Source organism: Paraburkholderia sp. Cpub6, assembly GCF_014201065.1.
Taxonomy (GTDB): Bacteria; Pseudomonadota; Gammaproteobacteria; order Burkholderiales; family Burkholderiaceae; genus Paraburkholderia; species Paraburkholderia tuberum.
The window spans coordinates 212833-226735 of the sequence record NZ_JACHDM010000009.1; the positions used below are offsets into that span (position 1 = coordinate 212833).

The window sequence follows — 13903 nt, forward strand, 5'->3', positions numbered from 1 at the left end:
AGGTGCATCACTCACGATTTGATTTTTTTGGTTCCGTCGTCGGCGTCTTTGGGCGCGCTCGGCGCGGTCGGTGACGAGCCGCTGCCGGAGCCCGCCGAGCCGCCCGAATTGAGCAGGATCGGTGTGCCCGACACCGCCACGCTGACCGGCCCGACCACCACGAAGGCGCCGCCCGCCTTCAGCGTAATGCTCGCACCCGCTTCGATCACGATGTTCATGCCGGCCTTGATGTGGATATTCATGCCGGCGTCGACCGCATAGTCCATGCCGACCTTTTCCTGCAACTTCTGCCCGACCTTCAGCGACGCGTTGCCATCGACCTGGGCGTTCTGGTCGCCCGTCACGGCGTCGTGGCGCGCGCCGGTGATCGCCACGAACTCGTTGCCGGTCACTTTCAGATGCTGGTCGTTGCCGACGTTACTCAGCATGTCGTTCTTGACCCAGGTCTCGTGGTCCTTCTCGGCGTGGAAGAACAGTTGCTCGCTGCCCTTGTCGTCGTCGAAACGCATTTCGTTGAAGCCGCTGCCGCCCTTGGTCGAATTGCTCTTCAGCGTCGAGAACATCTGATTGGCCGGCAGTTCGTACGGCGGCATCGTGTTCGCGTTGTAGACGCAACCGGTCACGAGCGGCCGGTTCGGATCGCCCTCGATGAACTCGACGACCACCTCCTGACCGATCCGCGGCAAGAAGAACGTGCCCCAGCGTTTGCCGGCCCAGCTCTGCGATACCCGCACCCAGCACCGCTTCATGCGCGCGTCGGCATCGGCCGGCGGAGCGAACTGCTCCCAATGAAACTGCACCTTGATGCGGCCATATTTATCGGTGAGGATTTCTTCGCCGTCCGGGCCGACCACCATGGCGGTCTGCGGGCCCGCCACGACCGGCTGCGGCGTCAGCCGCTCGGAGCGGAAGTGGTTTTCCTTGCGCAACGCGGTGAACGCGCAGTCGAAGAGCGGCAGCGAAGGATCGTGGCGCACCGTCGACACATAGACATCCGAATTGATCTCGTACGCGGCGCTGATCACCAGATACTCGTGGTTCTGCGCATCGCAGGCGTGATTCTCGAGCTTGAACTGACCGCCCGGCCAGATGCCGCGCGCGCTCGATCGGCCCGAAATGCTGTCGTTGCGCGCCTGACGGATCTCGATACCGACCTTCGCATAGCGGTCGCCATCGCTCGACTGCGCGTGGCCGCTCAGATGTTCCTGCATCGCGTACACCGGCGGATCGTACACTTTCGGCCGCGTCGCGCGCGACAGCAGGCCTTGCTGGTTGCTCAACGTGGGCTTTTCGAAATCGTAGTCGTTGACTTCGTACTTGCCGGTCTGCAATTCCGCGCCCGAACTCCACGCATACACGCATTCCTTCTCGTTCGAAGGCTCGTACCACGCATCGTACGAAATCGACGCATAGTGTTCGATCGGTCCGTGAACGTCGCTCGAATCGGTCAACACCAGCGTGTGCTTGCCCCCTTTGTGCTCGAAGTAGTAGTACATGCCCTCGTGCTCCATCAGGCGGCTCACGAAGGCGAAATCGGTCTCCCGGTATTGCGCGCAGTGCTGCAGCGGCGGATAGGTCGCCTGGCATTTATTGCTGACGTCGATGTTGTAGTCCTGCAGCACGCCGGTCACGATATCGAGCACGCTCTTTTCATGGAAAAAGCGGCTGTGCGACGCGCGCGTGAGCAGCCACAGCCGCGGACGCACCACCGCTTCATAGCGCGCCATGCGGTTGCGGGTGTTGTCGCCCGGTGCGACGATCCGGAACGCCGTGACGATCCCGTTGAATTGCCGCTCGCCGTCGTCTGGCAACGACAGCGCAATCGAGATGTCATGCCCGAGCAGATCGCCGGCCTGCAGATCGTTGCGCTTGCCAAGCAGATCGAGCCGCCATTCGCTCAGGCGCCCCAACTCCTCGGTGCCGCTCAGATGCAGAAACAGCAGATCCTCGCCGGCAGGCGCGCAACTGACGGTGACGTGTCGGTTCGGGTTTTGCGTGGTCATGTCACGGAATCATGGTCTTGACTGTCGCCGGATTGACGATCGTGACCACGCCGCCCCAGTTGCACATGCAGGTCGACACGTTGTCGAGCGACGGCTGGTTGCCGAGCAGCACGGTCGGCGCGCCCGGCGTCCACGGCGTCATGGTGGCCGGAATGCACGGCATCGGCGTCAGCACGCCCAACGCCGCCGCCGTCGCGGCGGCGACGGTCGGATTGGCGGGCGAGCTGCACACGCCGAACGGCATGATGTTGACGAGCGGAATGTGATCCATGATGTTGGCCGCTGGCGGCCCTTCGCCCATCACCCGGTTGACCGGCAACACCACGAGCGTCGAAGGCGCCGCGCCGAACGAACATTGCAGCGTCGCGCCCAAGCTGACTTGTTGCGGCATAAGAAGGCATCCTCCCCTTTCGATCAATCGAACGTATAGAGAAATTCACCGTCGCGCGCGCCGATCTGCACTTTCGTGACCGGGCTGCCGTTCATCATGCGCGTCAGAAACTCGGTGCTGATACGCGGCAACAGCGTGTTGGTCAGGATCGCGTCGATCATGCGTCCGCCGCTTTCGAGTTCGGTGCAGCGGCTGCCGATCAGCTTCACGACGTCGTCGTCGTAGCTGAACGGAATCTTGTGCGACACGCGGATGCGTTTCTCGATCCGGCCGAGCTGCAGCCGGATGATCGCGCCGAGCATCTCGTCGGACAGCGGAAAGTACGGAATGACCACGACGCGCCCCAGCAAGGCCGGCGGAAACACCTTCAGCAACGGCTCGCGCAGCGCTTTCGCAATACCCTCCGGCTCCGGCATCAGCTCCGGGTCCTTGCACAGGCTCGTGATCAGATCCGTGCCGACATTGGTGGTCAACAGGATCAGCGTGTTCTTGAAGTCGATCACGCGGCCCTCGCCGTCTTCCATCCAGCCCTTGTCGAACACCTGGAAGAACAGCTCGTGGACGTCGGGATGCGCCTTCTCGACCTCGTCGAGCAGCACCACGCTGTATGGACGGCGGCGCACCGCCTCGGTCAGCACGCCGCCTTCGCCGTAGCCGACGTAGCCGGGCGGCGCGCCCTTCAGCGACGACACCGTATGCGCTTCCTGATACTCGCTCATGTTGATCGTGATGACGTTCTGCTCGCCGCCATACAGCACCTCGGCGAGCGCCAGCGCGGTCTCGGTCTTGCCGACTCCGGAGGTGCCGGCTAGCATGAACACGCCGATCGGTTTGTTCGGATTGTCGAGACCCGCGCGCGAAGTCTGGATGCGCCGCGCGATCATCTCCGTCGCATGAGCCTGGCCGATGATGCGCCGGTTCAGGTTCTCCGCGAGCTTCAGGACGTTTTCGATTTCGTTGCGGACCATCCGGCCCACCGGTATGCCGGTCCAGTCCTGCACGACGGAGGCGACCGCCTGCTGGTCGACGGTCGGCAGGATCAGCGGATCTTCGCCTTGATGCTGCGCGAGCTGCGCCTGCAACTCGCGCAGTTCGGCGAGCCGCGCTTCGCGCGTCGCGGTGTCGCTGGCGGGGTTGTCAGTCGCGCCGGTGGCCGCTGTTTGGTCTACCGTTCTGTTCGCAGCTTCGTTCGCTTCGTTCGTGCGGCTGGCTTGCGCCGCGCCTTCCACCTTGCCGGTCTCGCCGCGCAGTTGCGCGCGCAGCGCGAGAATCCGCGTCACCAGTTGTTTTTCCGCCTGCCAGCGGGTGTCGAGCGTGGCGAGACGCGCCTGTTCGGCCGCGAGCTTTTCCGCCGCGGCGGCTTCACGCTCCCGCGTGTCGACGCCCACCGCGCTTTCTCGGCCGATGATCGCCAGCTCGGTTTCGAGCGCGACGATCCGCTTGCGCGAATCGTCGACCGCTGCGGGCGTCGCATGCTGGCTGACCGCCACGCGCGCGCAGGCGGTGTCGAGCAGGCTGACCGCCTTGTCGGGCAACTGCCGCGCCGGAATGTAGCGATGCGACAGACGTACCGCGGCTTCGAGCGCTTCGTCGAGCACCTGCACCTTGTGGTGCTGCTCCATCGTCGAGGTGACACCCCGCATCATCAGGATCGCGCGGGTCTCGTCCGGCTCGCTGACCTGCACGACCTGGAAGCGCCGCGTCAGTGCGGGGTCCTTCTCGATGTGCTTCTTGTATTCGGCCCACGTGGTCGCGGCCACCGTGCGCAGCGTGCCGCGCGCGAGCGCCGGCTTCAGCAGATTCGCCGCGTCGCCGGTGCCGGCCGCCCCGCCCGCGCCGACCAGCGTGTGCGCTTCGTCGATGAACAGGATGATCGGCTTTTCCGAGGCCTGCACTTCCTCGATCACCTGCCGCAAGCGGTTCTCGAACTCGCCCTTCATGCTCGCGCCCGCCTGCAACAGACCGACGTCGAGCGTGCGCAACTGCACGTCGTGCAGCGACGGCGGCACGTCGCCCGCCGCGATGCGCTGCGCGAAGCCTTCGACCACCGCGGTTTTGCCGACGCCCGCTTCGCCCGTCAGGATCGGATTGTTCTGGCGGCGGCGCATCAGGATGTCGATCACCTGGCGAATTTCCTCGTCGCGCCCGACGATCGGGTCGAGCTTGCCGTTGCGCGCCTGTTCGGTCAGATCGGTGGTGAAGCGCCGCAGCGCTTCCTGCTTGCCCAGCGCGGCGGCCGGCACCGGGCCGCCGGTGGTGTCCGCGTCGCCGCCTTCGCGCTGCGCGCCGCCTGCCTGAAAACCATCGCTCGCGCTCATCGCCGCTTCCGGCGACTCGCGCAGCAGGCCGTGAAATTCGTCGACGAGCGAATCGAGCTTGATGCGCTCGAACTGACGCGAGATGCCGTAGAGCCCGTTGCGCAGCGACGGCGTCTTCAGGAGGCCGACCACCAGATGGCCGGTGCGCACCTGCGACTCGCCGAACATCAGCGAGCCGAACACCCAGCCACGTTCCACCGCCTCCTCGACTTGCGACGAGATGTCGGTCACGGAAGCCGAACCGCGCGGCAGACGGTCGAGCGCTTCGGTCAGATCGCGCGCCAACGCGGAAGGCTCGAGCCCGTAGTGTTTGATGATGCGGTGCAGGTCGGAGTCCTGCAGTTGCAGGATCTGGTGGAACCAGTGCGACAGTTCGATATAAGGATTGCCGCGCAACTTGCAAAACACGTTCGCGCTCTCGATTGCGCGGAACCCGAGCTTGTTCAGCTTGCCGAACAACGCTGCCCGTTTGATCTCGGCCATTTTTCTATTCCCTCGATGATGTCGATGGCGCTGCCCCCGCGGACGCCTCGCGGGCCGCCGCGGCAATCCGTGAACGGCCGTCCGGACCGGTCGGCCGCAACACCAGCTGACGCTGATCGCCGCGCGCCGGGTGGCCGAGCGTCCAGGTGGTGTAACCGAGCCGCGTGTGGCGCCCGAGCTTCAGGCGTGGCACGTCCTCCTGTTTCAGCACCAGCCGGAGATCCCAATCGAGCCCGTCGCGCGCGTAATTGCGCACCCAGTCGACGAGGCGCTTCAGACTCTCGCCGCCCGGCAGGAAGCGCTCGTAATCAGCGCGGCTCAACGGTCCGATGACGATGCGGAATTTATGCTGGCAATCCCAGACGCGCGCGCCGAGCAGCGTCGACACGCCGAGCGCGGCCGAACCGTCCGGTGCGCCCAGGCGCAACAACGAATTCGCGGGCAGCGTCATCCAATGGCCGACCCACTGTTCGATGTCGACCGGCAGGTTGAAAAAACGCGCCAGCACGAGTTTCAATCCGGCGGCCGGACGGGTCGGGCCGCCCAGCAATCCGGCGAAGTGCAGTTTGGCGAAATCGGGCACCGCGTCGCGATCGCGCAGCGTCGGCTCGCCCAGCCCGAACACGCTGCCGACATACAAGGAAAAGCGATCGCGCCCCGGACGGTCGAGACTCACGGCCGGTTGCGCATTGGCCCACGCGCGATAGAACAGCGACACCATCCGGTGGTGAAAGACATCGAGAAAGCGCGCGAAGGTCGGATCGTTCGCGTTGCGGGCGCGGTCGCGAGCGTACTCGGTCAGATGGGTGGGCAACGGACCATGCGGCCCGAGCAGGCCGAAGAAGTTGACCGCGAGACGCGCGGCGTGATGCTCGCCGGCCGGCGTGAAGTCACCGAGCGTCGTCGGATGGAAAACCAGTTCGGGTTCCTGCACGAAACGGATCGCATCGTCGCGCGGCTGCATCGACTCGCCGACGCGCGGCTTGTCCGCATACGCGTTCTCCAGCAGCCGCACGACCTGGAAGAAGTCGAAGCGGCGCGCATCGTCTTCGAGCCGGCGCAACAGTGTCAGAGCGTCCGGCATTGTCCGACCCTCGCTGGCCAGCGCATGATCTCGCCGCGCGACAGCGTCTTCACGACGGTCTCGGTGAACGAGTTGATCGATACGTATTGCGCGAAATATTGCGCGAGCACGGCACCGAGCAGAAACGCGCCGGCGCCTTCGAACGCGGCTTCGTCGAGCGTCAGCGTCACTTCGAGACCGCGGCCGAATACGATCGGTCCCGCGCCCGGCAAGCGTCGCGTCACCGAGCGCGAATCGATCGAGCGCACGCCTTCGATCAGCCGCTGACTCGCGATCTCGTCGGCGGGACAGTAGAGACTCAGCAGATCGCGCAGCGCGCGGGCGCCCTCCTGTGCATCGTTATCGAGCAGCGACGAGTAGTTCAACGACAGGTGACTCAACAGCCGCCACGCCACGGCCCCGTGCGCATACGACGGCAGCGGCCGGCTCGGACCGCTCACGCAGCGCACGCTCTGCACCGGCGCTTCGACATCGAGCGTGAAATCGGCGGGGCCGACGCCGACCGGCATCGTCAGTGGCAGGTCGCGATTCGTGCACAGCACCTGCAAGCCGAGTTGCCGCAGGTCAGCGCGAAACGGCGCATTGCTCGCGTCCACCAGCGCGATGAACATCTCGCTGCCGAGGTAGCTCGTGCGCGGGCCGCGCTCATGCTGACGCGCCGACGGCAGACGTTTTTCGCGGCGCACCTGGTAGTACGCGCCGGCGCGATAGGTGGCGCCGAGATCGCGCGCGTGATAGAACGGCTCGAAGCGCTGCTCGCCGCCGGCGCCCGCGCTATAGCCGGTCGCACTCTCGATCTGATAGATCTCGAAGTCCATCGGCCGGGTGCGATCGGCCACCACGTGATATTCGAACTGTTCGTCCGATAGCGCGATGCGATCGGTACGCCGCGAAAAGAGATTGATCGCGGGCGTGCAATGCAGCGCGAAATTATTGGCATCGAGCGATTGTTCGAGCAGCGGATCACCGCGTTTGAGCAACACGATGACTTCGATTTCGGTGTCCGCGCAACGCCGCAACGCCGCGTGCAAACCGTCGATGGCGAGAAACATGAAGCGCTGCGGAAACGCGAAATACTCCTGCAACAGCCGGTAGCCCTGGAATGACTGCCGGCTGACCGGCAGCAATGCTTCATCGTCGGCAAACCCGAGCGGCCGCAGTGCGCTCGCCGGCAACTGCACATGCCAGGACGCCGGACGTTTGGCCGGCATCACGACGACGCCGCTCACCGAACCGAGCAGACGCTCGTGGATACGCGTGGCCATCCCGTCCGTGCCGCGCAGATACAGCGTCAGCCGGTCGAGTTTCAGCTGGTTGATTCTCAGACCAGCGGTGGCGCGTAGGCGCAGCCTGAGGCCGGCCTTGATAGCGGCGCCCGCCGCCATGCTCGCCGGCAGCGCGCTGTCGATGCCACCGAGCGAGCCCGCGTGCGTAAAAAACCGCGCTTCCGTGATGTCGAGCGGCCAAAGCGTCAGTTCGTGCGCGCTGCGGTATTCGCAGCGCGTCGAGCCGTTCTTGTCTAGCACGCTGCGCAGCGTACTGCCGCGTGGAACCCGCACGCCGTCCGCGAGATTGGAACTGGTCAGGTCCGGCTGGATCTGCACCACGGCCATCGACGGCGTGGGCGCGAGGTAATGCGGGTACACCAGCTCCGCGAGATGCTGGGTGAAGCGCGGAAACTCGTCGTCGATCTTCAGTTGCACGCGCGCCGCGAGGAAACTGAAGCCTTCGAGCAGACGCTCCACGTAGGGGTCCGCGCATTCGAGGTTTTCCAGTCCGAGGCGCCCGGCGATCTTCGGAAATTCGCGCGCGAACTCGCCGCCCATCTCCCGAAGATGCTGCAGTTCCTGGCTGTAGTATTTGATCAGGTCTGGATTCATGGGTTCAGCGCGGCCCGCCCTGGTCGATCACGCGGATTTCGCCGACTTCCAGGTCGAGTTCGGTCCTGAAGTAGAGCCGCTCCGGATACGGCTGCGCCCACAGATCGCCCTCCACCAGAAACGACACGGTGTTGTGGCGCCCGGTCGTCTCTTCGAGTTGCATCGAACTGACCCGCACGGTGTCGCGCAGAATGCGCGGCTCGAACGCCCAGATCGCATCGCGCACGAGCCGCTCGAGCCGCGACGGATCGATGCCTGAGGCGGTCTTGCCGGCAATGTCCGGCAGGCCGAAATTGATCACGGAGGTCGCGACATACGGATAGCCGCTCAGATCCTGCACCGACGCGAGGCCATTCGCGTTCAGCAGCCAACCGAGGTCGCGCTGCACGCTCTCGCGCAGCGCGCGCATCGACAGAACGCGCCGCTCGCGCGCTTCCTGTTTCGCCTCCGGTTCGAGATCGGTCAGCCGGTCGAGCAGCGACGGTTGCAGGCGATCACGCGCGGTCAGTTCAGCCATGATCCGGAGCGGCCGCGCCGTCCTGTTCGGGAGGTGCGTCGCCGCTCGTCAGTTCGATGGTGCGCACGTCGAAGAGCGCGTAGTCGTTCGCATCGGAGGCGAACATACGCTGTCCCACCGGCCGCGCGAGCACGGGATCGTCACCGATCCATTCGGTCAGGCGCGCGAGCCACAACGCTCGATTCGGCTCGGCGAGCGTGCCCGGATAGCGGGCGGGAATCAGACCGGCGGCCTGGCCGTCGTTGGCCCACGTGAAAACGGCCGGTATCCAGACGCGGTCGCGCAGGTCGGACGGCGGCTCGATTTCGATCCGTTTGATGCGCGAAAAAGGAATCCAGTAATAGCGGCCGTTCAGCACGGCTTCGAGTGTCGGGCCGAGCCGGTTGTCGGCGTCGGCGAGCCACCTGAACGGTTCGCCATTCAATGCGCCGGCGGTGGCGGGCGCCTCGTCGAGCGCCCGCGCGCGCGCGGCGGCCGCCGCGCCGCTATCGCCCGCGGTGTCGAGCCGCAATGCCTCGAGGAGCAACGCAAGCCAGCCGGTCGGCTCGCCGAAGATCAGCGGCGCGCGCTCGCCTTTGAAAACCGCTTCGCGCAGCGCCTCGCATTGCAACGCTTCACGATAGGTTTGCACCATCGGCAACGCGGCCGCGTCGAGTTCGCCGACGACGTTCAGTTGCGTCAATGCGCGATCCCAGGCGCCCGTCACCGCGAGCAACTGGAATAGAAAGACGCGATAGGCGGCCTTCGACGGATCCTTGCGAACCTGTTTTTGCAATTCGCGCAGACATCCGTCGAGATCGCCTTCGCGCAAGCATTCTTCTGCGTTCATGCCGGTTCGCTCCGGTCTGGCTCGAGTCGTCCCACCCGCCGCCGCACTGCGACGGCAGGACCGCCGCGGTGCAGTCGCCCTTTGCGCTCAGCCGATCAGGTAGTGGCGTTGGCGGGGATGTTCCACTTCACTTCGACCACCCCGCCTTCCTTCTCGCCCTTCGCGTTTTGCGGCTGGTACTCGACATGGAATTTTTCGAAGTTGAGCGTGACGTTCTCGGTGAAGCGTTCTTCGCCGCCCGAGCCGCCGGTCGAATACGAGCTGATCAGCACGCCATTCAACGTGATCTTGTAGTACTCGAGCGGATTGTCGCCACCGGCCTTGCGCACCGTCAGCAACGCCGTGTCGATGTGCGTGCCTTTGGTGCAGGCTGCCATGATCGGCGGACTCGCCTTGTCGCTGTATTTGGTAAATGACAGGTCCTGCACCGACACCTTGCCGGCGCCGCCGCCCGTGCCCATGTGCATCGTGCCGCTCTGGCTCATGCCCCAGCTCCACGCGAGCACTTCGATTTCTTCCTTGTGGGTCTTGTCCTGAGACTCGCCCTTGATATCGCCCAGCTTCATGAACATGTCGATGGCCATCTTCTTCTCCGCTCAAAGCAATTCGTCACTGAATGGGGATTTCCGTCATGCCGCCTTGGCGGACGGAAGCTTCGAAACCAACCGTAGCGATACGGTCAGGCCTTCCAACTGGTAGTGCGGACGCAGGAAAAACTTCGACGTGTAATAACCGGGATTGCCTTCGACTTCCTCGACGACCACCTCGGCGGCCGCGAGCGGGCGTCGTGCCTTGGACTCTTCCGTCGAGTGCGCCGGATCGCCGTCGACGTACTGAAGGATCCAGTTCTGCAGCCAGCGCTGCATGTCGTCCCTCTCCTTGAAACTGCCGATCTTGTCGCGCACGATGCACTTCAGGTAGTGAGCGAAGCGGCTGCAGGCGAACAGGTAGGGCAGACGCGCGGCCAGGTTCGCGTTCGCGGTGGCATCGGGGTCTTCGAACTCGGCGGGCTTGTGCAGCGACTGCGCGCCGATGAAGGCGGCGAAATCGGAGTTCTTCTTGTGCACGAGCGGCATGAAGCCGTTCTTCGCGAGTTCGGCTTCGCGGCGATCGCTAATGGCGATTTCGGTCGGGCACTTCATGTCGATGCCGCCGTCGTCGGTGGGGAACGCGTGCACCGGCAGGTTCTCGACGGCGCCCCCCGACTCGATGCCGCGAATCCGCGAACACCAGCCGTACATCTTGAACGAGCGGTTGATATTGGTCGCCATCGCATAGGCGGCATTGGCCCATGCGTATTTGCCGCTGTCCGCGCCGGCCGTGTCTTCCTCGAAATCGAATTCCTCGACCGGATTGGTCTTGGCGCCATACGGCGCACGCGCGAGAAAACGCGGCATCGCGAGACCGACGTAGCGCGCATCCTCGGATTCGCGCAGCGAGCGCCACGCGGCATGCTCAGGCGTCTGAAAGATTTTCGTCAGGTCGCGCGGATTGGCCAGCTCCTGCCATGAATCCATCAGCATCACCGCGGGATCGGCGCCGGCGATGAACGGCGCATGCGCGGCGGCCGAGATCCTGGATATCTGCGTCAGCAGATCGACGTCGGGTCCCCCGTTGTCGAAGTAATAATCGGCCACCAGCGCGCCATACGGCTCGCCGCCGAACTGGCCGTATTCCTCTTCGTAGAGCTTCTTGAAGATCGGGCTTTGATCCCACGCGGTGCCCTTGTACTTCTTGAGCGTCTTGTACAGATCGCCCTTCGATACGTTCATCACGCGGATCTTCAACGTCTCGTCCGTCTCGGTGTTGTTGACCAGATAGTGCAAGCCGCGCCACGCGCTCTCGACTTTCTGGAACTCTTCCGAGTGGATGATCTGATTGATCTGGGCGGTCAGCTTCTCGTCGATCTGCGCGATCAGCGATTCGATCGTCGCGAGCACATCGCCCGAAATCACGTTCGTATCGCGCAGCGCCTGTTCGGCGAGCGTGCGCACCGCCGTCTCGACGGCCTCCTTCGCCTTCTCGCTCTTCGGCTTGAATTCCTTTTGCAGCAGATTCGCGAAATCGCTCGTTTCAAGCGACGCCTCGCCGGGTTGCGCTTGCCCTTCGGTGCTAGGTTCAGCCATGGTCAGACTCCCCTGTAGATCACGCTCATTGCTGCGGCTTCGGTGCGGACGCCAACGACTGCAGTAATGCAGGATCGTTGAGCAGTTTCGCGATCAGCTCCTCGGCGCCGGTCTTGCCGTCCATATAGGTCAGCAGGTTTTGCAACTGGCCGCGCGCCTCCAGCAGCTTCGACAACGCGTCCACCTTGCGCGCGACCGCCGCGGGCGAAAAGTCGTCCATGCTCTCGAAGGTCATGTCGACCGCGAGGTTGCCCTGACCGGTCAGCATGTTCGGCACCTGCACGGCGACGCGCGGTTTCATCGACTTCAGACGCTCGTCGAAGTTGTCGACGTCGATCTCGAGAAACTTTCGATCCGCCACCGGCGCGAGCGGGTCCGCCGGCTGACCGGAGAGATCGGCCAGCACGCCCATGACGAATGGCAGATTGACCTTTTTCTCCGACCCGTAGACTTCGACGTCATATTCGATCTGAACTCGCGGCGCTCGATTGCGCGCGATGAATTTCTGGCTGCTTTCCTTGGCCACGACCATTCCCCTGGTTGACGCCGCACGGCCGCGAGCAGCGTGCCGCATGACTGGCGTTGCTAGAAGCGAAAAAGCCCATCCCCGCCTGACTGCTTACTCGTTTTCGATACCGCCGGCCTGCCTGGCCTGGCGCACGCCTTCGGGCGCGAGGTCCTGCAGAATTTCCATGAAGTTCCTGTCGACCAGCCGGCGCGCGCGCAGCAGCAGCAGCGGCAACGGGCTAGAGGGTTCGTGACGCTCGTAGTACGCGCAGATCTTGTCGATCATGCGGATCACGTCCTGACGGTCCGTGATGTCGCCGGACAGCGGCACGGGTGCCGGCGCCGCGCCGGCGCTTTCGCCCAGGGTCACGTCGCCGTTCGGCGATGCTTGCGGCGCTCCGCCCGGGATGTCGAGACGCTCGCCGAGAAAGTCGGCTGCACGGCGCAGCAGCCTCGATAGCGGCGACAGATCGATGGAGCGCGCCGCGCCGACACGCTCGGTCAATACCGTCTCGATGCGCATCGCGCTATGCGTGGCCGCGAGCAAGGCCGTGTGCGCTTCGGCGGCGTCTTGGTGGGCGTCGGCGATCACCGCGTCGATCGAGCTCAGCGACGCCGCCTCGACGCCCTTGGGCAGCGGTACTTCGCCGGTCGCATATTCGATGTCGCGCAAACTGACGCCACCGTGCGCGCGCGACGACGCGAGCAGTGCGTCGCGCACGTCCACCAGCATGCCGGACGGTTCGACGAGGGCGGCGAGCGCGTTGACGCGGGCGGTCGGATCGTTGTCGTCGTCGGGATCGAGCTGTGGATAGACATGGTCCCAGCGCTGTTCGAGCAGGCCTTCGACGAGTGCGAGGCCCTCTGCGAAGCCAGGGAAACGTCGGCGATTGAGTAGCGCGCGCGCCAGGTGCACCGCGACGCGCAAGTCGCGGCCTTTTGCGAGCAGATCGAGCGACAGCGCTTCGGCCATTTTCCAGTCAGGCGGCGTGGCGGCGACCATGGTCTCGCCGAACTGCACCTCCGGCTTGCCGTGGACGACCTGCTCGAGCGCAAGGAAGTCAGGGTCGTACTCGAGGTCGTCCCCGCATGGACTGGCAGCTGATATGTCGGCAAGCATTTCGCCCGCGAGAAGCGTGGCCATGTCTGGTATCGGTCTCGGATGAGTAGTCTCGACGCACCGTAAGTGACCGGTACGGGTTGCCCTTGCCCGCCGGGAATCAGCGTTCCCGGAAATACGTGTTAACTCTGATTAGATTGCCTTCGCCAGCTATTGCGATGTTTTTAGCGAGCGTTGTCCTTTCTCGGCGGCAATCCGATATGAGAATAGCACGCAGCCCGGAAAATCAAAGCCGGACAGCAATAGAAACGGATTTTGTTTAATTAAGCGAAACAGTATATGTAATACCATTCAACTCCATAAACACTTAAGAAGTTTTAACCTTTTCGTTCCGGCACCATTACAATCACAAGCCCGGACAGTCGTCTTACGACCTCACCAGCGCGTCCTTTCAGGACGGTCGATTGGCGGGATCGCCCAACATCTGGGTAAACGAATCAGGTGCCCGGATTTTTTAAAAAATTTGACCTTCCCGGATTGCCGGTAAGCGCTTACGTCGCGTTTAGGGTTAGTCCTGATAGCGATAGAACCCGTCGCCAGAGCGGTGAATAACATATTAAGTTTTACCTTGTAATAAATAAAACGTGCCAATAGACTAAGTCTGTTTTCCAATCACGCGCCGGTTGCACGGCGGAATTGCCGGTA

General features: G+C 63.9%; 11 protein-coding genes. All 11 read right to left on the minus strand.

Annotated elements, in window-relative coordinates; genetic code table 11:
* Positions 1 to 11 precede the first annotated feature (11 nt).
* The 11 genes from HDG33_RS18180 to tssA all read right to left on the minus strand — a co-directional run bounded on the left by HDG33_RS18180 (position 12) and on the right by tssA (position 13282).
* Positions 12 to 2003, minus strand: a complete 1992-nt coding sequence (locus HDG33_RS18180) for a type VI secretion system Vgr family protein (RefSeq protein ID WP_184031745.1) — start codon at positions 2001 to 2003, stop codon at positions 12 to 14.
* A gap of 1 nt (position 2004) precedes the next feature.
* Positions 2005 to 2394, minus strand: coding sequence for a DUF4280 domain-containing protein (locus tag HDG33_RS18185; RefSeq protein WP_184031747.1), 390 nt, complete (start codon positions 2392 to 2394; stop codon positions 2005 to 2007).
* Between the two features lie 23 nt (positions 2395 to 2417).
* Positions 2418 to 5195, minus strand: a complete 2778-nt coding sequence (gene tssH / locus HDG33_RS18190; protein WP_184031752.1) for a type VI secretion system ATPase TssH — start codon at positions 5193 to 5195, stop codon at positions 2418 to 2420.
* A gap of 4 nt (positions 5196 to 5199) precedes the next feature.
* Positions 5200 to 6279, minus strand: coding sequence for a type VI secretion system baseplate subunit TssG (gene tssG / locus HDG33_RS18195; RefSeq protein ID WP_184031766.1), 1080 nt, complete (start codon positions 6277 to 6279; stop codon positions 5200 to 5202).
* Positions 6264 to 8159 (minus strand): type VI secretion system baseplate subunit TssF, encoded by a 1896-nt coding sequence (gene tssF, locus HDG33_RS18200; protein WP_184031785.1) that lies wholly within the window; start codon positions 8157 to 8159, stop codon positions 6264 to 6266. The genes tssG and tssF overlap by 16 nt, the downstream gene beginning before the upstream one ends.
* 4 nt (positions 8160 to 8163) lie before the next feature.
* Complete coding sequence (gene tssE, locus HDG33_RS18205) at positions 8164 to 8676, minus strand: type VI secretion system baseplate subunit TssE (RefSeq protein ID WP_018422993.1); 513 nt, start codon at positions 8674 to 8676, stop codon at positions 8164 to 8166.
* Positions 8669 to 9505: a type VI secretion system accessory protein TagJ gene (locus tag HDG33_RS18210; RefSeq protein WP_184031793.1), complete on the minus strand. Its 837-nt coding sequence runs from the start codon at positions 9503 to 9505 to the stop codon at positions 8669 to 8671. Before HDG33_RS18210 ends, tssE begins: the two co-directional genes overlap by 8 nt.
* A 95-nt stretch (positions 9506 to 9600) precedes the next feature.
* Positions 9601 to 10089: a type VI secretion system tube protein Hcp gene (locus HDG33_RS18215; protein WP_184031795.1), complete on the minus strand. Its 489-nt coding sequence runs from the start codon at positions 10087 to 10089 to the stop codon at positions 9601 to 9603.
* 45 nt (positions 10090 to 10134) lie between these two features.
* Positions 10135 to 11631 carry a type VI secretion system contractile sheath large subunit gene (gene tssC / locus HDG33_RS18220; protein WP_184031803.1) on the minus strand — a complete coding sequence of 499 codons (1497 nt, stop codon included), beginning with the start codon at positions 11629 to 11631 and terminating at the stop codon, positions 10135 to 10137.
* Positions 11632 to 11656: 25 nt separating this feature from the next.
* Complete coding sequence (gene tssB / locus HDG33_RS18225) at positions 11657 to 12157, minus strand: type VI secretion system contractile sheath small subunit (RefSeq protein ID WP_184031811.1); 501 nt, start codon at positions 12155 to 12157, stop codon at positions 11657 to 11659.
* A gap of 93 nt (positions 12158 to 12250) precedes the next feature.
* Positions 12251 to 13282, minus strand: a complete 1032-nt coding sequence (gene tssA / locus HDG33_RS18230) for a type VI secretion system protein TssA (protein WP_184031820.1) — start codon at positions 13280 to 13282, stop codon at positions 12251 to 12253.
* Positions 13283 to 13903: the final 621 nt, after the last annotated feature.